Source organism: Bacillus sp. FSL P4-0248 (assembly GCF_038593305.1).
In the GTDB taxonomy this organism is placed as follows: domain Bacteria; phylum Bacillota; class Bacilli; order Bacillales; family Bacillaceae; genus Bacillus; species Bacillus safensis.
On the sequence record NZ_CP151983.1, the window covers coordinates 3,473,025 to 3,494,738 of the forward strand.

22 protein-coding genes are annotated in these 21,714 nt (G+C 44.2%); 3 read left to right on the forward strand and 19 right to left on the reverse strand.

The annotated features are described in order from the left end of the window. Positions 1 to 30 precede the first annotated feature (30 nt). The 15 genes from cydC to NST65_RS17985 all read right to left on the reverse strand — a co-directional run bounded on the left by cydC (position 31) and on the right by NST65_RS17985 (position 16,505). Positions 31 to 1,764 (reverse strand): thiol reductant ABC exporter subunit CydC, encoded by a 1,734-nt coding sequence (gene cydC / locus NST65_RS17915; protein ID WP_098677101.1) that lies wholly within the window; start codon positions 1,762 to 1,764, stop codon positions 31 to 33. Further along, positions 1,754 to 3,490: a thiol reductant ABC exporter subunit CydD gene (gene cydD / locus NST65_RS17920; protein WP_342489193.1), complete on the reverse strand. Its 1,737-nt coding sequence runs from the start codon at positions 3,488 to 3,490 to the stop codon at positions 1,754 to 1,756. The genes cydC and cydD overlap by 11 nt, the downstream gene beginning before the upstream one ends. Next, positions 3,490 to 4,506, reverse strand: coding sequence for a cytochrome d ubiquinol oxidase subunit II (gene cydB, locus NST65_RS17925; RefSeq protein ID WP_070326179.1), 1,017 nt, complete (start codon positions 4,504 to 4,506; stop codon positions 3,490 to 3,492). Before cydB ends, cydD begins: the two co-directional genes overlap by 1 nt. Beyond that, positions 4,493 to 5,908, reverse strand: coding sequence for a cytochrome ubiquinol oxidase subunit I (locus NST65_RS17930; protein WP_041118224.1), 1,416 nt, complete (start codon positions 5,906 to 5,908; stop codon positions 4,493 to 4,495). The genes cydB and NST65_RS17930 overlap by 14 nt, the downstream gene beginning before the upstream one ends. Positions 5,909 to 6,229: 321 nt before the next feature. Beyond that, entirely contained in the window at positions 6,230 to 7,351 is a 1,122-nt protein-coding gene (gene isdG, locus NST65_RS17935; RefSeq protein WP_034281342.1) for a heme oxygenase, read from the reverse strand. Position 7,352: 1 nt separating this feature from the next. Next, entirely contained in the window at positions 7,353 to 8,366 is a 1,014-nt protein-coding gene (locus NST65_RS17940; protein ID WP_061110257.1) for an iron ABC transporter permease, read from the reverse strand. Beyond that, positions 8,363 to 9,301: an ABC transporter substrate-binding protein gene (locus tag NST65_RS17945; protein WP_065214945.1), complete on the reverse strand. Its 939-nt coding sequence runs from the start codon at positions 9,299 to 9,301 to the stop codon at positions 8,363 to 8,365. The genes NST65_RS17940 and NST65_RS17945 overlap by 4 nt, the downstream gene beginning before the upstream one ends. 18 nt (positions 9,302 to 9,319) lie before the next feature. Next, a complete protein-coding gene (gene srtB, locus NST65_RS17950) occupies positions 9,320 to 10,072 on the reverse strand; it encodes a class B sortase (protein ID WP_065214946.1) in 753 nt (250 codons plus the stop codon). Between the two features lie 26 nt (positions 10,073 to 10,098). After that, complete coding sequence (locus NST65_RS17955; RefSeq protein WP_120207958.1) at positions 10,099 to 10,869, reverse strand: ABC transporter ATP-binding protein; 771 nt, start codon at positions 10,867 to 10,869, stop codon at positions 10,099 to 10,101. After that, complete coding sequence (locus NST65_RS17960) at positions 10,856 to 11,842, reverse strand: iron ABC transporter permease (protein ID WP_041118234.1); 987 nt, start codon at positions 11,840 to 11,842, stop codon at positions 10,856 to 10,858. The genes NST65_RS17955 and NST65_RS17960 overlap by 14 nt, the downstream gene beginning before the upstream one ends. A 33-nt stretch (positions 11,843 to 11,875) precedes the next feature. Then, on the reverse strand, positions 11,876 to 12,763 hold the full coding sequence (isdE, locus tag NST65_RS17965) for a heme ABC transporter substrate-binding protein IsdE (RefSeq protein WP_034281348.1): 888 nt from the start codon (positions 12,761 to 12,763) through the stop codon (positions 11,876 to 11,878). Between the two features lie 75 nt (positions 12,764 to 12,838). After that, on the reverse strand, positions 12,839 to 14,650 hold the full coding sequence (locus NST65_RS17970) for an NEAT domain-containing protein (RefSeq protein WP_034281349.1): 1,812 nt from the start codon (positions 14,648 to 14,650) through the stop codon (positions 12,839 to 12,841). 19 nt (positions 14,651 to 14,669) lie between these two features. Continuing rightward, on the reverse strand, positions 14,670 to 15,323 hold the full coding sequence (gene isdC / locus NST65_RS17975) for a heme uptake protein IsdC (protein ID WP_034281463.1): 654 nt from the start codon (positions 15,321 to 15,323) through the stop codon (positions 14,670 to 14,672). Positions 15,324 to 15,343: 20 nt separating this feature from the next. Continuing rightward, entirely contained in the window at positions 15,344 to 15,802 is a 459-nt protein-coding gene (locus tag NST65_RS17980) for an NEAT domain-containing protein (protein ID WP_254001486.1), read from the reverse strand. Between the two features lie 370 nt (positions 15,803 to 16,172). Continuing rightward, positions 16,173 to 16,505 carry a helix-turn-helix domain-containing protein gene (locus NST65_RS17985; RefSeq protein ID WP_024427514.1) on the reverse strand — a complete coding sequence of 111 codons (333 nt, stop codon included), beginning with the start codon at positions 16,503 to 16,505 and terminating at the stop codon, positions 16,173 to 16,175. 177 nt (positions 16,506 to 16,682) lie between these two features. Here NST65_RS17985 and NST65_RS17990 point away from each other — a divergent pair, with 177 nt between their 5' ends. From NST65_RS17990 to ribD, 3 genes are read left to right on the forward strand one after another with little or no spacing between them, the layout of a single operon-like run. Further along, positions 16,683 to 17,537: a VOC family protein gene (locus tag NST65_RS17990; protein WP_065214953.1), complete on the forward strand. Its 855-nt coding sequence runs from the start codon at positions 16,683 to 16,685 to the stop codon at positions 17,535 to 17,537. A 16-nt stretch (positions 17,538 to 17,553) separates the two neighbouring features. Further along, positions 17,554 to 18,315, forward strand: a complete 762-nt coding sequence (locus tag NST65_RS17995) for a GTP cyclohydrolase II (RefSeq protein ID WP_342489195.1) — start codon at positions 17,554 to 17,556, stop codon at positions 18,313 to 18,315. After that, positions 18,302 to 19,393 carry a bifunctional diaminohydroxyphosphoribosylaminopyrimidine deaminase/5-amino-6-(5-phosphoribosylamino)uracil reductase RibD gene (gene ribD / locus NST65_RS18000; RefSeq protein ID WP_120207966.1) on the forward strand — a complete coding sequence of 364 codons (1,092 nt, stop codon included), beginning with the start codon at positions 18,302 to 18,304 and terminating at the stop codon, positions 19,391 to 19,393. Before NST65_RS17995 ends, ribD begins: the two co-directional genes overlap by 14 nt. 44 nt (positions 19,394 to 19,437) lie before the next feature. Here the strand turns inward: ribD and NST65_RS18005 are convergent, their stop codons facing one another. From NST65_RS18005 to NST65_RS18020, 4 genes are all read right to left on the reverse strand, one after another. After that, positions 19,438 to 19,806: a VOC family protein gene (locus NST65_RS18005; RefSeq protein WP_024423896.1), complete on the reverse strand. Its 369-nt coding sequence runs from the start codon at positions 19,804 to 19,806 to the stop codon at positions 19,438 to 19,440. Positions 19,807 to 20,116: 310 nt separating this feature from the next. Then, positions 20,117 to 20,965 (reverse strand): polysaccharide deacetylase family protein, encoded by an 849-nt coding sequence (locus tag NST65_RS18010; RefSeq protein ID WP_342489196.1) that lies wholly within the window; start codon positions 20,963 to 20,965, stop codon positions 20,117 to 20,119. A 65-nt stretch (positions 20,966 to 21,030) separates the two neighbouring features. Continuing rightward, on the reverse strand, positions 21,031 to 21,360 hold the full coding sequence (locus tag NST65_RS18015; protein ID WP_024423898.1) for a PTS lactose/cellobiose transporter subunit IIA: 330 nt from the start codon (positions 21,358 to 21,360) through the stop codon (positions 21,031 to 21,033). A gap of 19 nt (positions 21,361 to 21,379) precedes the next feature. Next, positions 21,380 to 21,703, reverse strand: a complete 324-nt coding sequence (locus NST65_RS18020; RefSeq protein ID WP_024423899.1) for a PTS sugar transporter subunit IIB — start codon at positions 21,701 to 21,703, stop codon at positions 21,380 to 21,382. Positions 21,704 to 21,714 lie beyond the last annotated feature (11 nt).

Below are 21,714 nucleotides of genomic sequence, written 5' to 3' on the forward strand. Positions count from 1 at the left end.
CTGTCCGAACGTTTTTGTCATTTCATCCATTTATATTGTAGAAAACGGGCGATCCATTTCATACAGCTTTTGATAACGCTTGTTTTCTTTTAGTAACTCCTGATGCTGACCCTGCATCTCAATGCGTCCGTCTTCAATAAACATGATGCGGTCACACGCCTCACAGCCAGTCAGATGATGGGTGATCCAAATAACTGTTTTCCCTTTTAACACACGGAAGATGGTTTCAAGCAATTCACGCTCTTTCCGTGGATCAAGCCCGACGGTGGGTTCATCTAATACAACAACCGGCGTGTCCTGAAGCAAAATTCGAGCTAACGCCATACGCTGTCTTTCTCCACCTGAAAATCGAACCCCTGTCTCCTGAACACCTGTGTGATAACCTTCTGGCAAAGACTCGATGTCATCATGCAGCTGCACTTGTCTAGCTGCTTCTTTTACCTGCTCTTCTGTTGCCTCTGGAGATCCTAAACGAATATTGTTTAAAACAGACGTATCGAATAAATATGGCTGTTGATTCAGCACAGATACATAGGCAGACACCTTCTCTTGAATGCTTTGAACCGGTTTTCCTTGAATGCTGACAGTCCCTTGATTTGGAACAACTGCCCCTTCTAACAATTTCAAAATGGTCGATTTTCCTGCACCGCTTTTTCCTAAAAGCGCGAGTGATTCCCCTTGCTTCAGAGAAAAGGACAGGTCTTGAAGGACATATTGATGCGTGTCATACCGAAAGGACACTTGATCAAAACAGACAGCTTCATCGTGAGAAAGGGCTGATTGATCCACTGCCTTGCTCTCAGCTTCTCCTTCATATGACTGCTTTTCATAATGATGTAATCTGCTGACAGCATGCTGATAGACGGGAATATCACCTGCCGCATCTGACAGCGGAAGAAAGGCTTCTGTTAATGGAAACAGCACAAGTACAAAGGCTGCAATCAGTGTGTGTGACATGGATCCTGACTGAACGACCGAGCCGCTCCAATACACAACAAGCACGACAGCCCCTCCAATCAAGAGCTGTGCCAAAAATTGACGCACGCGGATAAATCGGTGTTTCGCTGCTTCAAGCGCTAACAGCTGCGCTTCTTTTTGTTCATATCCATCCACAAAATCTTTCTGCCTGCCGCTGAACAGCCAGTCACTAACGCCCATGACTGCATCTGTTAAATGGCTGTACAGTTCATTTCTGCCTTTTTTCATTTGAATTTGTCTTGCCCGGTTCACAAGCACTGTGACGTATGGGAAAACGAATATGAGAAGCGCCATATAAAGCAGCATCAGTCCAGCAAAAGGCCATGAGAAAAGGCCAAGTGCTCCAATGGATGCGGCATATAAAAGCAGTGCACCGATGGATGGAAAGATGGTTTTTAAATAGGCATCCTGCAATCTCTCCACATCATCTGACAAGAGACCAAGCATTTCACCTGTCCCAAGCTTTGTCTGTTTGGCACTTCGTTCAGCCATGTCATAGAGGCGTACACGCATTTTTTCAATCATTGTCAAAATGAGCTGATGGCTTGCCAGCCTTTCTGCGTAGCGGGCAGCAGAGCGCGAAATACCAAAGGTACGTACGGCCACAATTGGGACGTAGACCATGAGTATATTCTCAGGTCTTGTCGCAGCCTTTGAAATGAGAAATCCCGACGTGTACATTAGCATAGAAGCAGAGAATACCGCAATGGCTCCTAAAAATAAAACCAAGGCAAACAGCTTTTGATTCTCCTTGATATAAGGTATAAACCAGCCTTTACTGACCATGTGTGACCGCCCCCATTTGCTCCTGTACCAATTGATAATACACGCCTTTTCTTTGCATTAATGATTCATGTGTCCCCATTTCTGCGACGGTTCCTTGATCCATGACAATGATTTCATCCATGTCCGGCATCCAATGGAGTCTGTGTGTCGCTAAGAACACAAGTTTATGTTCAAACAGTGGAAGCATTGTTTTCTTCAGTTCATACTCTGTTTCAATATCGAGATGCGCCGTTGGTTCATCTAACAGCATAATGGACCGCTGGCCCAGCACAGTTCGAGCAAGCGCAATTCTTTGCGCCTGTCCTCCGCTTAACTCTCTTCCCTGTTCTCCAATGACTTCGTCCAGTCCGTTTGGCAGCTGCGTAACCAGCTGAGATAAGCCAGCTTCATGCACCGCTCTTTCCACTTCTTCCTCTGTTGCATTTGGTTCATAAAAACGAATGTTTTCTCTTAATGTCATGTGAAATAAATAGGGGTGCTGCGGCATATAGACAACTTCCTTTTGCCATTCGTTCATCTGTAAATGACCAAGCGGCTGGCCGTTTAGCGTGATTTGACCCGAAGACGGTTCAACAAAGCCGCCGAGGACATCAGTTAATGTCGATTTCCCTGAACCACTGGCACCAATGATGCCGATTTTTTTCTTCCCTTTGACAGTGAGATCTACATCCTGAATGGAATAAGGAGCAAGTTCATCATGCTGAACACAAACATCCTGCAGGGTGAGCACGGATTGTTCATCCCACTTATTCAGCTGCACAGATTGTGTCTCCTGGGCGCGGAAGCCTTTTTCTTCTAAAATGACCTGCATGGCTTCATTCGCTTCTTTTCCATTTAACGTCGCATGATAATCATTTCCCACTTCACGTACCGGCAGAAAATACTCCGGCGCCAGCATAAGCGCCGTCAAAGCCGGCAATAACAGAAGCTCTCCTTCAATTAAACGTAAGCCAAGAAAAACAGCGACGGTTGCAATTGATAGCATGGAAAAGAAATCGAGGGCAAACGATGACAGAAAGGCGACCTTCAGTGTACTCATGGTCGCTTTTCGATATCGCTTTGACACCTCCGCAATATGACGGGAGTGTTTTTTGCTGATACCTAAGTAACGCAGCGTCTCAAGGCCCCGGAGAGAGTCAGTAAAATGATTGGATAATTTCTCATACGATCTCCATTGTTTGGCCGCTTTACGCTGAGCAACAAGGCCTAGCAAAATCATAAAAATAATTAAAATTGGCAGCGTCACAATTAAAATGACGGCTGATGTTTCATCTAATGTCCACACATAGATAAGGACCACCGCCGGAATCACTGCCATGTTCACCATTTTCGGCAAAAACAGCTGTAAATACTGACGGTATTGAGCAATTCCTTCCATTGCTAATGTGACAAGCTTTCCTGTCCCTTTTTTCTTTGCGAAGGCAGGCCCTAATCGAAAGAGTTGGTCTAACAGCTGCTTTCTGACGTCTGCTCCAATTCGGGAAGAGTAGGTAAACATGACCTTCTCCCGAATCAAGGTGAGACCGTGCCGCACAACAAAGGCAGCAAGAAACAGCATGACATAAGGCGTTGCCTGCGAGAGGCTTTTCCCGTCAAACAGCGTTGTAATGGCATGTGCCAGCCACTGTGCTTGGAAAATAATACTTGCTCCTTGGATGAGTGACACAATACCTAAGAGGGCAAGAAGCCCTCTCATTCCTTTTAATTGAAGCAAACGTTTATCCATTAGTAGGTCATTGGCTCCTTACCGCTTACACGTTTACGGAAGACGTAATAGCTCCAAATTTGATACCCAAGCACAAAGGGCAGCAAAGAAACAGCAACAATCGTCATGACCGTCAGTGAATAAGATCCAGATGCAGCGTTTTGAATTGTGAGATCAAATGAATGACTGATTGAACTAATCATGACGCGCGGGAACAATGCAGTAAACAGCATGGACACCGTCACCATGATGCCTGCGCCTGTGAATAAGAATGTCCAGCCATCACGTTCTTTTCTCATCAAAACAAGGGCAGCTACATAACAAACCACAATCAGCACAGTTAATGGAATGGTGATGATCGGGCGTACAGTATAAATATCTGTTTCAATGATGGACACACCGACAAATATAACAAGAACAGGGAGTGCAATGAGCAGGACACGCTGGCCTAGTTTTCTTGCACGGTCTCTTAAGTCACCCTCTGTACGAAGTGTGACGAAAATCAAGCCATGCAGCAGACAAAGAACCGTCACAGCTAACCCGCCGATCACTGAGTAAAGATTCACAAAGTCCGTAAATCCAGCGTACATGTTCATGTCTTGATCAATTGGCATCCCTCGTAAAATACTCGTGAATAACACACCGAGCAAAAACGGCGGAAGCAGACTGCCAAAGAAGATCACCCAGTCCCACGCTTTAATCCAAGAGGCTTTCTCAACCTTCCCTCGGAATTCAAAGGCGACGCCGCGCCCAATGAGCGCTAAGAGGAGAACCGCAAACGGAATATAGTATCCGCTGAACATCGTGGCATACCAGTGAGGAAATGCAGCGAAAATAGCGCCGCCAGCTGTAATTAGCCAGACCTCATTCGCATCCCAGAAAGGACCAATCGTATTGATTAAAATGCGGCGCTCGTGCGCGTCCTTTCCAAGCAGCTGCATGGACATCCCGACACCAAAATCAAATCCTTCTAAGAAGAAAAATCCAACAAACAATACTGCGACAAGAATAAACCAAATCTCGTTAAGATATACCATGATATGCGCCTCCATCAAATGGATCTGTAGACAGGTCCGTTTCATCCTTTTGATCTGTATCCTCTTCAGAATGTGCACCTTTTTTAATTTCTCGAATGAATAAGTAGGCAAGCAAAATGGCAAGAATCAGATACATCACCGTAAAGCTAATGACTGAGAATAACAGCATGCCATACGATACGTTCGGTGAAATCGATTGAGCTGTCGTCATCATACCAAAGACAGTCCACGGCTGACGCCCAATTTCAGTCATGATCCAGCCGGCTGAGTTCGCAATAAACGGAAACGCGATCATCCCTACCATGAAGCGTAAAAACCATTTGTTCGTTTCTAGTTTCTTTCTAAAGCTCAAATATAAGCCAATCATACTAGCAAAAATCATCAGCATGCCAGCACCGACCATGATTCTAAAGCTCCAGAATGTTGTTTTCACTGGCGGAATGTAGTCTCCAGGACCAAACTTGGCTTCATATTCTTTTTGAAGTGTCAGCATGCCTGGAACATCTCCACTGAACTTCTGATACGCCAAATAACTTAAAGCAAACGGAATATTGATCTCCGCAGAGTTTTCTTTTTTATTTGTGTCAATGTTGGCAAATAGTGTCCAAGCTGCTGGATCTCCACTATCCTTCCAAAGGGCTTCACTTGCTGCCATCTTCATTGGCTGTGATTTCATTAAGTGCTTCGCTTGATCATGTCCAGAGAACGCCACACCTAAACCAGAAATTAAAGCGAGGACCATCGCAATCTGGAATGACTTTTTGAAAAAGGCGATTTCTTGTTTTTTGATCATTTTATAGGCACTAACTCCTGCAATAAAGAAAGCTCCTGTTGCCAGTGCACCAAATAGAACGTGCGGAAACTCAACCCAAAGCTGCGGGTTCGTCACAAGAGCGCCAAAATCATTCATTTCTGCACGGCCATTTTTAATGGCAAATCCAACTGGCTCCTGCATAAATGAGTTAGCGAGTAAAATCCAAAATGCCGAAAAGATCGTACCAAGGGAAACAAGCCAAATGCACAATAAATGAATCTTCTTCGGCAGACGATCCCAGCCGAATATCCAAAGTCCAATAAATGTAGATTCAAGGAAAAAGGCCAAAAGTGCTTCAATGGCAAGCGGTGCACCAAAGACATCACCGACAAACCTTGAATAATCTGACCAGTTCATCCCAAACTGGAATTCCTGCAGAATCCCTGTTACCACACCTACTGCAAAGTTAAGTAAGAACAGGTGACCCCAAAACTTCGCCATCTTTTTATAGATGTCTTTTTTCTTGACGACATAAAGGGTCTGCATCAATGCGACGATAAACACCAAACCTATTGACATAGGAACAAAAATAAAATGAAATAATGTCGTTGAAGCAAATTGAAATCTTGCTAAAAACAGCTCACTCACAGCCTTACATCCTCCCTTACTTTCACATGCCGAACGATTCATGCTCACCACTTCACAAAATATTCACCATTTGTTCAATGTTTCACAAATAAAAGTCCATTTGAAATGGTTCACTCGGTGAAATTTTACTCTTGATTTTCATTCGGTTAGTTATTTATACCTGTACTTTACACCCATACGCTTCAAAAATAAAGTAAATTTTACCTAAAAATTGGATGGTATTGTGTCAGTTGTTTGAATACTTTGTCAAAAATATGTGACGGAAAATAAAAAATCGCAAAAAAACAGCGCTGCATGTGGGCCGCAGCGCTGTGTTTCTTTTTAGGCTTTTTTCTGTAAAGCAGGTCTTGTCACTTGGACTTCATAGTACGTAATTTTGTTTTTTAATAGGCCTTCAGGTTTCGCTTTTCCGTGAGCGTGTGCATCTCCAAATGCCTGAGATTTTGTCCAGTTCACAAAGTCTTCTTTTCGATTCCAGCGGGTATGAATGGTCACCTCATCGTAATCAGTTGTCTGCTGCGTGACCCAGACTTCCATGCCTAAAAATCCTTCCATGAATTCTACTTGTCCCTGCTTGTTAAAACGCTTAACAAGGTGGTCTGCACTGCCTTTTTCTACTCTAACCTGGTTGTTTACAATGATCATGTTTGGTTCATCTCCCTTTTGTTGTTGGATCGAAGCGATTGGGATAATGAGCGGATGCTCTCCATCTAGGTGAACCTCTGCCTGAATCCCAAAGACCTCTTTGAAAAAGTTTTCTGTTAATACTTCCTTTGGTGTCCCTATTTGGTAAACCTGACCACGCTTCATCGCAATCAGGCGGTCACAATATTTTGCTGCCTGCTGCAGGTCATGAAGTACCATTAAAATGGTGATTCCATGTGTTTCATTCAGCTGTTTGAGCAGCTCTAATAAATCAAGTTGGTGCGCAATATCTAAGTAAGTGGTAGGCTCATCCAGAATAATCGTTTCTGTCTTCTGAGCCAGTGCCATTGCAATATACGCCTTTTGCCTTTCTCCGCCTGACAATGTATGCAGCATCCTGTTTTCATTCACGCGGCTATTTGTCACATCAAGCGCCCACTCTACCGCTTCCTGATCTGTCTTCGAGCTCTTTTTCCAGATCGAACGATGCGGACTGCGTCCAAGTGCGACCAGCTCACGTACTGTCATCGATGGGATCGCCGTTCTCGTCTGCATCAGAACGGCGATTTCCTGTGCAATCTCCTGTGCTGTCATTTCTTTTTGCGGGATATCGTGAATATAAATCATGCCGCTTTCAATCGACGTAAGACGTGCGGCTGCTTTAATAAACGTCGACTTCCCTGACCCATTCGGTCCAATAATGCCTGTTACACTTCCTTTAGGCACAGCTGCTGATATAGACGACAGCCGAAAGCCTCCTTGACTGAGACTCACGTCATCCATCGCAATCACATCCAACTTAACCCCTCCCTTTCTTTTTTAATAAATAGAGGAAGAAAGGTGCACCGATACAGGCAAGCAGGATACCAACAGGCAGTTCAACCGGTGTAAACCATACCCGTGCTGCTGTATCAGCAAAGACCACAAGTACGCCGCCGCCAAGCATTGAGATCGGCAGCAGGTACCGGTAGTCATCTCCAATTAAAAGGCGGATAAAATGAGGGACGACAAGACCGACAAATCCAATTAAACCGCTCACGCTTACAGCTGCACCCGCCAAAAGCGCCGCCAGTGCAATTAAGAAAAATCGGGTTCGCTCGACTCTAAGGCCGAGCAGCTGTGCTGACTCATCACCAAGCAAAAGAAGATTTGCCGGCTTGATCGCAAAAAAACAAAGACACAATCCAGCAATCGCATAAGGTGACACAAAGCTCAGGTGATGCCAGCTCCGTCCATTTAATCCTCCTGATAAAAAAGGCAGAACAGCCTGCACACGCTCACTATAAAGCACCATAAATCCATTCATGACCGCACCAAGCAGGGCATTAACTGCCACACCCGCCAGAATCAATTTCAGTGGTGAAACTCCTTGATCAAACGACAACATATACACAACAAGTGCCGCTAATAAAGCCCCTAGGAAGGCAGCCGCTGGAAGCAGATAAGTGAATTGCGGAAACACAATCATGCTGAGTACAGCAGCTAACCCGCCGCCGGCGGTCACACCGATGATCCCGGGGTCAGCGAGTGGATTTCGGACGACTCCTTGTAAAATGGCCCCTGATGCTGCGAGACAGGCCCCGACGATGAAACCTATGAGAACGCGAGGCAGACGTAAATCCATGACGATTTTTTCATGGACTGGCTGGCCTGATCCCGTCAAAGCAGCGATCAAATCTGGCAGCGATAATTGAACAGAACCTAAGGCAAGCCCTAAACAAATGCCCACACCTAGCGAAAGAAGCAGTCCCGGTATCAGCCATCTTCGTCTCGACTGTCTTTTTTGAAAATCTAACTCTGCATTCATCTTCATGATGACAATCGCTTCAATCTCTTCTCTAGTTCATCTATCGCCTTTATGACGTCTGCGCCTGGATTCGTCCCGAATAGATCACTAGGCAGAACCTCCACTCGGCCATTCTTGACAGCAGATACATCGTGCCATGCTGCATTCTGTTTCATTTCACTCATAAAACCTGCTTTCACATCTTCAGGATTGCTGTGTGTCATGAGCAGAATGAGATCAGGATCGGCTTCGATCACCTTTTCTGCATTGATTTGGGCGTATTGTGGGAATTTTTCGAGTGCCGGTTCATTCTCAGCGATGTTTGCACCCCCTGCGATATGCAGTAAATCTCCGCTTAAGGATTGAGGAAGCGCCGCCATATATGTGCCGGGTGCCCCGTACACAACGAGTGTTTTCACTTTTTTCTCAGGCTGCTTGACCTGCTTTTTCCGCTCTTCAATTTGATCATTGAGTGCTTTAGCCTGTTGCTGTTTCCCAAGTAACTCCCCAAATAACGTCATTTGACGCTGGATGTCCTTCACTGAATTGGCGCTTGTCAAAAGAAGCTGTGAACCAATTCCTTCTATTGTAGAGATGTCCTTGCTGTTTAATTGTTCATTTCCAAGCACAACATCAGGCTTTAAGCTTGTGATCAGCTCTACATCAAATTGATGCGTTGTGCCAATCGTTTGTACGGACTTTGCCTTTTGTAAGCTGTCTGGTAACTCGGCAGTTGGCCGGCCGACCACCTCACCGCCTAAAGCATACACAATACTCATGTCCCCAGACGACAAAGCGACGATACGCTGAGGGGATTCATCAAACGACAGCGTTCTTCCGGTAAAATCCTTTATCTTCAGTGCTCCTTGCCCGCTCCCTTTCTCTACAGGTGCTGCCTGACTGCATCCGCCGAGGAGAAGCATCAAGACGAGTCCCGCCAAGATCACATGTGAAAATTTCAACCGCCTGTCTCTCCTTTTCTAGTAAACTTTCTTTAGCTTTGCCTGTACCACGAGACGCCCGTTTTTAGGTGCAAGCACATGATCACAGGTCGATAAGGTGAGGATGAGGTCATCTGTGGACACGTCTGTCTTCGTTTGATAGATTGATTTCTTCCGCACAGCTTGCAAGTAGTGCGCATATTCGCCAAGATCTTGAAAATCGGTTTGAATATAGTCGAAGTCAACCGTCGTTTCATACACAGCAAAAATCTCCGCTTCATAGCTTTGATACAGCGTATCGTACTGAAATGTCCGGTGCTCTTGGAAGAAATCTTTTTTTAGATAGTTTGTGAGTCCAGCGAACATGGATCCATCCCTCATCCGATGGCCGTACACGACTGTATTTGGGCTTTCATGCAGGACATCATTACGATAATCCATAAAGATACTGCCTGCCCGGGTGTCTTTTTTTAAATAATTGCGAGTTAAGTAGAATGCATTATCACGAGATTGAACAATCGGATACTGAATCATCGTGTCCTTCATATTGATCCAGCCGACAATATCCTCATTCACCTTCCGCAGCTCATCAAATGACGAACGGATCTTTCCCGGCTCCCGTTTTTCAGTCATTTCTTCTTGATGTCCATACATCGTTTGGGCCTTTGCAAGCACCTGGCGATTTTGATAATAACCGAAAAGTTCGAAGCCGATGGCTGTACCGCTATAAATAAACACTCCTAAACAAACAATCGTCAGCATCCGCTGCCAGAGCCGTTTTCCTCGTTTCACACTGTCTCACCTGCTTTTTGCACAGCTTATATACCAACAGGCACAATATACATCCCTGTTTCTGCATCCTGTCTAATCGTGACGGACACATCATAAATGTGACGCACGTTTTCCTCTGTTAACACATCGTTTGGCTGTCCTTCACTGATAACCTGTCCATCCTTCATCGCTATGATGATATCGCTATAGCGGACAGCCTGATTCATGTCGTGCAGCACCATGACAATCGTTAATCCATGCACGGCATTCAGTTCACGGATCAGCTCAAGAATGTCAAATTGATAGTAAATATCCAAATAAGTTGTCGGTTCATCTAAGAAAAGGATTGGTGTTTTTTGCGCAAGCGCCATCGCAATCCATACACGCTGCCGCTCTCCACCTGACAGAGAGGCGAGCGGCACCTTTCGTTTGTCCGTTAGCTTTGTACTGGACAGCGCCCACTCTATGGCTCTCTCATCCTCTTCCTTGTCTCCTCCGCGCATCGTCTGGTACGGCGTTCTGCCGAATGCCACGACCCGTTCGATCGTTAAATCAAGCGGCGCTTCATTTTGCTGATGGACGACAGCGAGCTTTTTTGCCAGCTCCTTTGGCTTGAACGTATTCAGCGTTTGCCCGTCTAAGTGAATTTGCCCTTTATTTGGACAATGATTATTCGCCATTAAGGAAAGCAGTGTGGATTTTCCCGAGCCATTTGGACCGATAATGGTTGTGATTTTCCCCTTTTCAATCTGTGTTGTGACCGATTGAACAATGTCCTTCTGCTGATCATATGAGAATGACACCTCACGAATGTCCATGGAGACGGTCCCCCCTTCTTAATAAAAAGATCAGAAACGGCCCGCCTATCACGGCCATGATCGTAGAAGCAGGAATCTCATTTGGCGCCACAAGCGTCCTGCCGAGCGTATCAGCCGTTAAAATAAGCAAAGCCCCGCTTAACGCAGAAAATGGAATCAGTACCCGGTGATCCGAGCCGACAAGCCTTCTTGAAATGTGCGGAATGAGCAAGCCGACAAAGGCTATCACGCCCGCTACTGCAGCTGTCACCGCCGCAAGTAAAACGGCTGTGATGGAAATCAAAAGGCGCATTCTGGTCACACGCAATCCTAAATTTTTCGCTGTCTTGTCCTGAAGAGCCAGGAGGTTGCACCATCTGCTGAAGAAGAGTGCAACGACAAGGCCGGCGACACCATAGACACCGATTAAACGGACATCTCCCCACGTTTTCATCGTGAGATTCGACTGCCCTGACTGATTAATTGTGATATTGAAATAGCTGCAAATGGTCACAAATGCTTCAGCCATCCCAGTAAACATGGCATTGATGGCGATCCCAACCAAGATCATGCGGATCGGGCTTAAACCACCCTTCCAAGACAGAACGTACACGAGGAAACACGCAATAGCCCCGCCTAAAACCGAAAATAAAGGAGAGTAGAAATAAAATTGAGGAAGCGCTGTAATCGCCATTAATGAAAAGAAGCTGGCTCCTGATGAAATGCCAATGACGCCGGCATCAGCTAACGGATTCCTCATGACCGACTGCAGCAGTACACCGGAGACAGATAAGGCGGCCCCTGTAAACATCGCGATAAGCATGCGGGGAATTCTCAAATCTTTAATGATTTCTACCTGTGCATGTTGACCGGTGATGAGCCCTTCTAATAATTCAAATGGGGTGACATGAATGCTCCCAGTAATGGCTGAATAAATAAATACGCAGACCAGTAAGAGACTGACTATCAGAAATAAAATCCCTGTTTTTTTCATCTTGAACGTCCTTTTATCATTAAGATTCGCCGCTTATGACGGATACAACATACGAGTCAATTCATCTAATGCTTCTGCTGCCTTTAAATTGCCTGTTGTCCCGAATAAGCTTTCTTCGAGGTCATACACCCGGTCTTGTTTGACCGCATTGAAATGTTTCCAGATGTCATTTGTTTTGAATTCTTCATCAAACATTTGGACGACTTCGTCTGGCATCCCATGTGCGGCCCGGAGAATGATATCTGGATTGGCTTTTTGTAAATATTCCGTATTGGATGCCAAATACTCCATTTTCTCGCCTTTGACAATATTCTTTCCTCCTGCGATACGCACAAGATCACCAATATATGAATTCTCTGTCGCCACCAAATAACTGCCTGGCACACCAAGCAAAATCAGAACGGACGGCTTGCGTTTTCCTTTCGTCCTCTCTTGAATGTCTTTCTTTTTTTGCTCAAACTCTGACACAATGCGTTCAGCCTGCTTCTTTCTGTCATACTGATCTCCAAGCTTCGTGATGGCCTTCTCCATGTCAGCCATGCTCTCGAGATTTAGGTATGTGGCAGGGACACCTGCTTGCTGAAAGGGTGTCTCTAAATCATATTGAAGGGTTGTGACAGAGAGGACATCTGTCGGTTGAAGTGATTGGATGATTTCCATGTCCGGGCTCATTGGGTTACCGACTTCCGGCAGTCCTTTGTAACGAGCTGGCAAGGATTTTTGACTTGTTGGCACCCCGACAAGATCCACCTCTAAAGCATCCATGATCTCCGCAGCAGCTACAGTCGTTGCTACAATGCGCTCACTTGATTCAGCGCTTTTTTTGCCTTTTGCTGAGCTTTCAGCTGACTGTGAGCAGCCCGATAAGATCATGCACACACTGAAGGCAGCGATCAAGGTACATAACATTCGATGCTTCAAAAATAGAAGCCTCCTTTCGAAAAAAGAGAGTGGATGCGCCAGCATAAATGGCGCATCTCACATAAAATAAACAGTCTATCTTGTCCGTGTTTGATATTTTCTGACGAGTACCAATAACGAACCGCCGAATAAAAGAATATACACCCAAAGAAGAGAGGTATCTCCCGTTTTCGGATTCAGCTGTCCAGACTCAGATTTGGTTTGATCATCTGATGGCGTAAATGTCATCTGCTCCGCACCCGTTTCCTCAGGTACTGCATTCTCAAGTTGATTCGTTTGAGAATCGTGATCATTTGGATTTTTGATAAAGCCGATACTCTCATCGTCTCCAATGACCGTTGAAATTCCGCTTCCCTCACCGAGAGCGATACCTTTTGTGTCATAGACGAGTTTGACATCGTACTGCTCATGATAATTCGCAGCTGGAATATCAATCTTTACGCGTGCTGCCTGAGCTCCACTTAAACTTTTTGCTTCATATTGAATGACGCGTGTATCTGCTTTTTGATCTGTCTTCGCGACAAGTGTCTCCTCAAACTTTCCGCCTGTTCCTACTTGGAATGACGTGATCGCTGAGCTGTTCTTCACTGTATATGAAACGAAATGGCGGCCATTTTTTACAACCAGTGTCGCAGGACTCACAACGTAATCGTTCATGCGAGAAAGCTCATCCTTGTCTGCCTTCTTCATTGAGAAAGGAAGCTTGTATACACCATCTTTTAGCTGAGCCGTCTCTTGATTTGCTCCGCCGTTATTTGTTTCTGTTGTTGGTGTGTTTGGTTTTGGTGTTTCTGGTGCAGCTGGTGTTTCTTCCTCTACCACCTGCCCGTCCTTCACTGGAGCGATACTCTTTGAATCAAATTGAAAACGAATATCGTAGGTTTGGTCATAGTTAGCGGCTGCTACTACAATGTGTACTTTTCCTTTGATCTCGTTTTTCAAATCACCTACATCAAATGAAACCACTCTTGTGTTCTTTGCTTCATCCTTGCTGACTGTTTTGGCTTCTTGATAAGAACCGTCTTTCTCTGTTTTCAAAGAAGCGACAGACTTATGGTCCTTCACCGTAAAGGAAATGGTTTGCTTTCCATTTTTGACAGTTAAGGATGCAGGATGTGAGAAGTAATCACTCATTCGAGATGACTCATCCGTATCCCCTTTTAGCACACTGTAATTGATACGATATACGCCATCTTTTAATTGATTTTGCGCGGAATCATCTGGTTTTGTGCCATTATTATTGCCCGGTGTTGTTGGTTGATCGTCTGGCTTTGTACCATTTTGGTCATCCGGTTTTGTTTCGTTATCGTCTGGCTTTGCACCGTTTTGGTCATCCGGTTTTGTTTCGTTATCGTCTGGCTTTGTACCGTTTTGGTCATCTGGTTTTGTTTCGTTATCATCTGGTTTTGCAGGCGTAACGAGTGTGAGGCTGCTTTGATCGAATGCAAGCTGTACGTCATATGCTTCGTCATAAATAAAGCCGCCTAAATCCCAGTAAATTTTCACCCAGCCGTTTAATTTCGCTGATAAGTCGTCGACATCAAATTTGATCACACGTGTATTGGCTGTCTCGTCCTCACTGACCGTTTCAGTGGTAACGAGAGCACCATTTTGTTCGACCTTGAAATCTGTTATTTCTTTGCTTTGCTTCAGTGTGACATAGGCTGTTTTCTTGCCATTTTCCACAATCAGCTTAGCTGGCTTTTCTGTATAGGTATCCATCATGGACGCTTCTGTGCTGCCATTTTTTAAAACGGTGAATCCAACTGTGTATTCACCATCAACGAATGATGCCGCTTGAGCTGTTCCTTGAGGAATCTGAAACGCAGTCAACAAACTGAATAAAACGAGCAGATTGGCTGCCTTTAGATGAAAAAGACGTTTCAAATGGTGACACTTCCTTCCGTTAATGCTTGATGATCCACTTTCTTGCTAAAAACCCGCCTGAACATAAGACAAGCACAAGGAGCCACCCTGTCTGGCTTGTATCACCAGTTTGAGGATTTTCTTCTTGTTTCGTTGTGGATGAATCAGCTTTGTTCGTTGATTCTTTTGATGGCTGCTGACTTTCTGCTGCACCTGCTGATTGATTTGCATTGTTAGACGAAAGTGACTTGATGCTGCTCTCATCAAATTTCAGCTGAATGGTGTAATCATGATCATAATCAGCAGATTTCACAGTGACATGAATTTTTGACTTGATTGGTTTAGACAAGCTTTGAGCTTGGAACTGAACGAGCCTTGTATTGGCTTTTTTATTTGTTGAGAGAACGGTTGTATCGACATAGCCGCCATTTCCCGGTACTTTAAATTCCGTTACCCAGCTGCTATTTTTAATCGTCATTTGCACTGTCAGGTTCCCATTTTTCGCTATCACTTTTGCTGGTTTTAGCCAGTAATCATTTGCCATTGAGACCGCATTTCCTTCAGCTTTTAGCACTGTATAATTGACGGAGTATGTACCATCCTTTAATGCGGCAGCCTGTGCGTTTGAAAAAGGCAGCATAAGTGCCAGTAAAAAAACCGCCATGAAGACTGACAGCCTCATTCTTTTTTTCATCAAGCGAATTTCCTCCCTTTCTATTGAACAGATGCCGCATCAAACTTGAGGCGAATGTCGTAATTGCCTGTATATCCGATAGCCGGTACAGTCACACTCACTTTTGCTGGTACGGCCTCAGTCAGGCTGTTCACATTGAATTCTACTGTTCTCTTATTCGCAGCTGTATTTGTACTAATCACCTTCGCATCTTTATAGACACCTTGATCGAGCGTTTTAAAGCTTGTGATCCAAGAGCTATTCGTTAACGTGACTTGCGCTTTGATTTTTCCATCCTTTACGACAAGCTTGGCTGGTTTTTCGAAATACGTATTCGCTGTTGAATTCGAATCGCTATCAGCTTTCCATACCACATATTGCGCTGAATATTGACCATCTGCTAAGCCAGCTGCTGAGGCTGAGCTAACAGGAGCTAGAGCAAATAATAGAACAAAACTAAGGAATAATAATACGGGTGACGTTGAACGAATGACTTTCATGTGAGCCCTCCTAAATGATATTGATAATTATTCTCAATAGACAATAAAAAAAATAACCTTCATAAGTGCTGGAACACACTTATAGATGATTATGATAATCATTATCAATTGAGTTGAAAAAATAAATCTTTGCTTCCAAAAAGTCAAAGATGGCTGTTTCTAAATGATGGATGGATAAGAGTTTTAGGCAATCTGTCCCATTCATAATACCATGGCATAACCTCCATTCCATTACAGGGAAAAGAACCCTCTTCTCCTTGATATTATATAATGCATGAAATGATTGTCAACATCATTTTTCATACTATTGTCTTAGTTTTCTGGAAAATCACACAAAAAAATTTCGATCAGACACACTGATCGAAATCGATTAAGAAGGAACATGTTCCTCTATTTTGCTGTTTTTACGATCTAAAGACCAAGCATACATTTCACGAATAATCGGTTCAATTTTCTTCCCTTGCACTGTTAATTCGTATTCTATCCGCACTGGAATGTCGGGGTATACCTTTTTCTCAACAAGTCCCTCAGCTTCTAAATCCTTCAGCCTTTCTGATAGTAATCTTCCGCTGATGTTCATTTCATTTTCAAGCTGACAAAAACGCTTAGGCCCTGTCAGAAGCTGATTGATGATGAGAATGACCCACTTCTTGCCTAGAATCTCCATGGCATCTGTAATTGGGCAGCCATCTACTTGAGCCATATCTTACTCCCTCCTGCTTTTTTCTCTTTTTTTCATTATAACACAATTAATTACTTGAAATAAGTCACTAACTATTATATAGTTTAGTTACTAAAAGTAACAAGGTATTCATTTTTTATAGATTTTCAAAAACATTTGAACATGCCGATGCATATATCATGAAGGAGATGACCGAGCTTGAAGACAATTGAGCAGCTAAGGTTGGGTGTGACAGAATTACATGTGTCCAGCTTTGATCGTTCTTTACCTTTTTATACAGACATTTTAGGATTTACTATATTAGAAAAAACAGATTCCACGGTGACACTTGGCAGCAATGCAAAGGAACCAATTCTTTTGTTAAAAGAAGATGCACAGCTCAAAGAGAAGCCTGATCATGAGCCAGGACTTTATCACTTTGCGGTTTTATTACCTACCAGAAAAAACCTGGGCACATGGCTGGCACATGTGATCAAAAAAGGCTATCCTTTAATTGGAGCAAGCGATCACTTTTTCAGTGAAGCCATTTATTTAAGTGATCCTGACGGCATTGGCGTAGAAATTTATGCTGACCGTCCTGAGGACATTTGGGTAGGTGAGCATGGAGAACTGAAAGGTGGCGGAAATGCACCGCTTGATGGAGATGGTCTCCTTCAGGAAGCCGCTGATACCACATGGGAAGGACTCCCTGCGGGTACAGTGATGGGACACTTGCATTTCCATCTCAACCCAGAAGAAGCAGATTCCTTTTATGTCCATACGCTCGGTTTTCATATCCGAATGGCTCCACCAGCAAGCCTATTTATCGCTGCTGGTGTGTACCACCACCACCTTGCCTTTAATGCATGGGGACGCGGACGAAAAGGAGCCATTGATCCACGTTTTTCAGGAATTAGAAGCTATACACTGGTTTTCCCAGAAGAAGCAGACAGACAATCCGTCATCGAACGCCTGACAAAAGCAGGCACTCAAGTCAACACGACAGGAAAAAGCAGCGAATTTGTTGATCCATTTGGCGTTCTCGTTCGTTTACAGATTGAAGAAACAGACTAAAAAGAAGGTGCAGAATATGGACAAACACACAGAGCTTAAAACAGCCATATTAAAAGATAAAATCAAACGAGTACAGCAAGAAGACGGGTATATATATATTACTGGACCCATTAAACTGCCAGTGAATTTAGACGGCAGAACTATCATGTTCAACTGGTATTCATGGTTAAAAGACGATGGAAAAGAGCCATTGACAGATGAAGCTTTAATTGAAAGCCTCTCGTCCCGCCAGCTTGCTGATCATCAGCAGTCAAGCGTTCTAGTATACGGGGATTTTGAGCAAGCTGACGAAGCCCTTATCCGCATGCATTCCATTTGCCACACTGGCGATATTTTCGGAAGCAAGCGCTGCGACTGCGGATTCCAATTGAAGCAGTCTATGCGAATGATCGAGGACAATGGGGCAGGAGCCCTGTTTTACTTAGCCAATCATGAAGGCCGCGGCATTGGTCTTTTCAGTAAAGCCATGGCTTATATTCTTCAAGAAAACGGCTACGATACAGTAGAAGCGAACGAAGCACTTGGTTTTGAAGATGACACACGTCAATACGAAGAAGCCATTGCCGTTCTTCAAACACTTCGTACAAAGCCAGTCAGACTCATTACCAATAATCCGAAAAAGACAGATGCGATCAGCCATGCAGGCTTATCTCTTTCTGGACGCATTCCGCTTTGGGGAGATGTCTCTGAATTTAACGAAAAATACTTGCAGACAAAAATCAACCGCTCAGGTCACATGAAGGCGGAGCAAGAGGTGCGTACGATTGCCACATCATGAGCGATATATGAAGCTAGCCCTTGATAATGCACGGGCAATGAAAGGTCAGACATCTCCGAACCCGCTCGTCGGGGCTGTGATTGTGCGAGAGAATGAAATTGTTGGAGTCGGTGCTCATATGAAAGCCGGTGAACCACATGCTGAAATTCATGCACTCAACATGGCCGGAGACAAAGCAAAAGGAGCCACTATTTATGTGACCCTCGAGCCTTGTTCCCACCATGGACGCACAGGCCCTTGCGCGGAAGCACTTGTAAAAGCCGGCGTCGAAACTGTTGTCGTGGCAGCACTTGATCCGAATCCGCTTGTCGCTGGCCGCGGGATTGCCATTTTACAAGACGCAGGCATTCAAGTCATCACGGGCGTACTTGAACAGGAATCCATTCTGATGAATGAAGTATTTAATCACTTTATTACGAAAAAAACACCTTTTGTGACGCTCAAAGCAGGCATTACCTTAGATGGAAAAATCGCCTCTGCCACGTCTGACAGCAAGTGGATTACATCTGAGACATCCCGTTATGACGCTCACCATATCCGCAGTATCAATGATGCGATTTTGGTCGGTGCTCAAACCGTCATTCACGATGATCCTTCATTAACTGCGCGGATTCCAAATGGGAATAATCCGATTCGAATTGTCTTAGACTCTAAGCTGTCAACACCACTGACAGCAAAGATCGTCACGGATCAGATGGCACCTACATGGATCTTTACAACAAAGCAAGCCGATAAGGAAAAACGAGCGGCTTTAGAAGAAGCTGGCGTCCGTGTCTTCATGACAGACAGCGACACGCGGGTGCCCCTGAAAGAAGTGCTTCAAGTGCTGGGAGAAAAAAATATCTCCTCTCTCATGATTGAAGGCGGCGGCCAGATTAACGCCTCATTCTTAGAGCAGCAGCTTGTAGATAAACTCGTCATCTATATGGCGCCTAAGCTCATTGGAGGACGACTTTCCCCTTCCTTTTTCGGAGGCGAAGGCATACGCCTCATGAGTGATGCCATTGAACTGGATCAACTCACCGTGGAACCACTCGGAAAAGATATTAAAATAACGGGCTATCCCGTTTATCAATAACAAACAGGCTGTCGAGATTTCCTCGACAGCCTTCTTTTTGTCTTCTAGTCTCTTCTCTCTAAAAACTCAATTCGATTCCCAAAAGGATCTTCTACATAAAACCGATTGGCTCCCTCCAATGGCTCATCTTCTTTTATACTAATCTGATGCTTCAATAATACCTCTTTTAATTCCGATAGGCTCTTTACAAGAAAAGCTGGATGAGCTTTCTTTGCAGCTTGAAAATGTTCCTGAATGCCAATGTGAAGCTGATGATGACCGCATTGGAACCAGACACCTCCACGTTTAGCTAGATTACTAGGCTTAGGTATTTCTTTCATCCCTAAAATTTCACCAAAAAACAAACGAGCTTTCTCTTCACTGCCTTTTGGGGCAGCTAGTTGAACATGGTCTATTCCAAAAAAGTTTGACATATTCCTTCTCCCTTTCTTTTCTCAATTGGTTTTTCTATGTAGTGTTTCTTAAGTTTTTGCGATGCTGAGAAAATTTACTTGTTACTTCATTGGCGGGCTTGATCTTTGAGTTTTTCATTGAGGTGTTTCTTACGATGTAGGGTTTGAATGACAATTTAAAAAACAGAACTCCCCTGATAATGAAAGTTCTGTCCATCTAAGTGTCTCTTGTCATGACAGTTGAAACCAAGACATATCATGTCAAGGTGTATGGGCGGTAAGTCATTTTGGTGAAACTTGTCGAAAAATGTTTCATGTGAAACATTGATCTTTACTTCCCTTCTATCAGCCTGCCAAAGCTTTCAGGTGAAAGCCCCGGTGAAATACGGACGCGGTGCAATGACATCATGCCTTGTTCCTTCTTCGCATGTCCTGGTTCAGTGGTGACAGCCATTTGATATCCGGCTTCCTTCGCCAGCTTCAACGTCTCTTCATTATAGCGCCCGACAGGATAACTGACCATTCTCGTACGCTGAGAAAATCGCTGATCGAAGAATGTCTTTGATCCTTTTAACTCCTCTTCCTGCTGCTGCTTTGATAATCGATTGAGCTCTAAATGATGAATCGTATGACTCTCAATCGATATCCCATGTGCCATCATCTCGTCCATTTGCTCATCCGTTAAGTGATTTGGACGGCCAATGGATTGCTCAATCATGAAAATCGTTGCTTTCATTTCATACTGCTTTAAAATCGGAAATGCCTTTGTATAGTTATCCGTATATCCGTCATCAAATGTGATGAGAACATACTTTTCACTTGGTATCGAATTGGTCGTGAGAACTTGATATGCCTCTTTTGGCGACAGTGTGACATAGTTATTGTCCTTCAGCCATTTCATATGAGATGCAAATTCGCTTTTTGGCACACGTAACGAGTTGCCGCTTGAGATACTGTGATACATCAAAATCGGAAGCTCGACCGGCTCCTTTTGCTTGATCCAGTTTTTTGTCTCTATCACTGCCGTTTCTTTTTTCTGCTGAATGTCTTTTGTTTGTAATGGACCCTTTTCCTCTTTGATGACTTGCTGGCTTCCTCCCGCCTGCTCCTTCATTCCCATACAGCCCGAAATGAGCAGCAGCATAAGACCAATCGTCATCAGCATACATGTTTTCTTCATTCACCAATCCTGCTTTCTCTTTATCTACCGAATGATTATAACAGAAATTGGTTATTCATTGACAACTATTTTGACAGGGTATTCATTTTTTTACACATTTCGATCATTTCGATGGCGAGCAGATGAATGGTCTCTGTTGTGAGCATTTGATCTTCTGCGTGTATGAGCAGTAAAGAAAAAGGAAGCTGTTCACCTGCCGCTTCTTTTTGAATCAGCGACAGATGCAGGTTGTGGATGCTTCGAAACGCTTCCTCCCCTTTTTCGATCAACTGCTGCGCTTTTTCAAAATCATCCGCTCTTGCTAGACGAATCGCTTCTACATAATGACTTCTTGCCTCGCCTGCATGGGCAATGATTTGAAAGGCTGCTCCCTGCATTTCCTCTAATACCGTCATCTGCTTCTCCTCCAATTATTCAAGATTCATTTGCTAGTTTCAGTGCATGCTCTAGAATTTTTTCTCCGTTTGCTGTTCCGTATAATCTTACATTGACGACATCGACAGGTATTTGATAGGGTGCCGCCGTTTTTTCAGCTGCTTTTTTCATAAAGCTTACTTGCGGTCCAAGTAAAATCGCCTGTACATCCTCTCCATGCTCTTCTAGTTCATCTGCAATGGCTCCTTCAGGTATAGCATAAATATAGTAATCCAGCCCTTTAGCTTCTGCGGCAGCCTTCATTTTGGACACCACAATAGACGTTGACATTCCTGCTGCACAAGCGAGAATGATTCGTTTCATTTCTCATCACT

Coding starts and splice junctions, on each gene's coding strand:
- cydC (WP_098677101.1), bottom strand. CDS start 1,764: ATGGTCAGTAAAGGCTGGTTTATACCTTATATCAAGGAGAATCAAAAG.
- cydD (WP_342489193.1), bottom strand. CDS start 3,490: ATGGATAAACGTTTGCTTCAATTAAAAGGAATGAGAGGGCTTCTTGCC.
- cydB (WP_070326179.1), bottom strand. CDS start 4,506: ATGGTATATCTTAACGAGATTTGGTTTATTCTTGTCGCAGTATTGTTT.
- NST65_RS17940 (WP_061110257.1), bottom strand. CDS start 8,366: ATGAAGATGAATGCAGAGTTAGATTTTCAAAAAAGACAGTCGAGACGA.
- NST65_RS17955 (WP_120207958.1), bottom strand. CDS start 10,869: ATGGACATTCGTGAGGTGTCATTCTCATATGATCAGCAGAAGGACATT.
- NST65_RS17960 (WP_041118234.1), bottom strand. CDS start 11,842: ATGAAAAAAACAGGGATTTTATTTCTGATAGTCAGTCTCTTACTGGTC.
- isdC (WP_034281463.1), bottom strand. CDS start 15,323: ATGAAAAAAAGAATGAGGCTGTCAGTCTTCATGGCGGTTTTTTTACTG.
- NST65_RS17980 (WP_254001486.1), bottom strand. CDS start 15,802: ATGAAAGTCATTCGTTCAACGTCACCCGTATTATTATTCCTTAGTTTT.
- NST65_RS17985 (WP_024427514.1), bottom strand. CDS start 16,505: ATGGCTCAAGTAGATGGCTGCCCAATTACAGATGCCATGGAGATTCTA.
- NST65_RS17995 (WP_342489195.1), top strand. CDS start 17,554: ATGGACAAACACACAGAGCTTAAAACAGCCATATTAAAAGATAAAATC.
- NST65_RS18005 (WP_024423896.1), bottom strand. CDS start 19,806: ATGTCAAACTTTTTTGGAATAGACCATGTTCAACTAGCTGCCCCAAAA.
- NST65_RS18010 (WP_342489196.1), bottom strand. CDS start 20,965: ATGAAGAAAACATGTATGCTGATGACGATTGGTCTTATGCTGCTGCTC.
- NST65_RS18015 (WP_024423898.1), bottom strand. CDS start 21,360: ATGACGGTATTAGAGGAAATGCAGGGAGCAGCCTTTCAAATCATTGCC.
- NST65_RS18020 (WP_024423899.1), bottom strand. CDS start 21,703: ATGAAACGAATCATTCTCGCTTGTGCAGCAGGAATGTCAACGTCTATT.